The sequence below is a fragment of the Pseudomonas sp. 24 E 13 genome, assembly GCF_900004715.1.
Classification (GTDB): domain Bacteria; phylum Pseudomonadota; class Gammaproteobacteria; order Pseudomonadales; family Pseudomonadaceae; genus Aquipseudomonas; species Aquipseudomonas orientalis_A.
In genome coordinates, this window is record NZ_CVTO01000049.1 from 1 (window position 1) to 370 (window position 370).

Consider the following 370-nt stretch of genomic DNA (forward strand, 5'->3'; position numbering starts at 1 on the left):
GCAGCTGGATGCATCACGGGCGTTCTGGATTGTATTGGCCATGCTGGTCGCCACCTGCCCATGCGCGCTGTCCCTGGCGACACCCACTGCCCTCACTGCCGCCACCGGCACCCTGCACAGCCTTGGGTTGCTGCTGACTCGCGGCCATGTGCTGGAGGGTCTGAACCAGATCGACACGGTGATTTTCGACAAGACCGGTACGCTCACCGAAGGCCGCCTGGCGTTACGCGCCATCCGGCCTCTGGGCGAACTGGACAGCGACCAGTGCCTGGGCCTCGCCGCCGCACTGGAAAACCGCTCCGAACACCCGATTGCCCGCGCCTTTGGCCGAGCGCCCCTGGCGGCCCATGACGTATCGAGCAGCCCCGGC

General features: G+C 67.0%; 1 protein-coding gene. It reads left to right on the forward strand.

The genetic code is table 11. The annotated features are described in order from the left end of the window. Positions 1–370: HAD family hydrolase (locus tag BFP90_RS01800; RefSeq protein ID WP_141688899.1), on the forward strand; the 370-nt coding region annotated here is incomplete at both ends.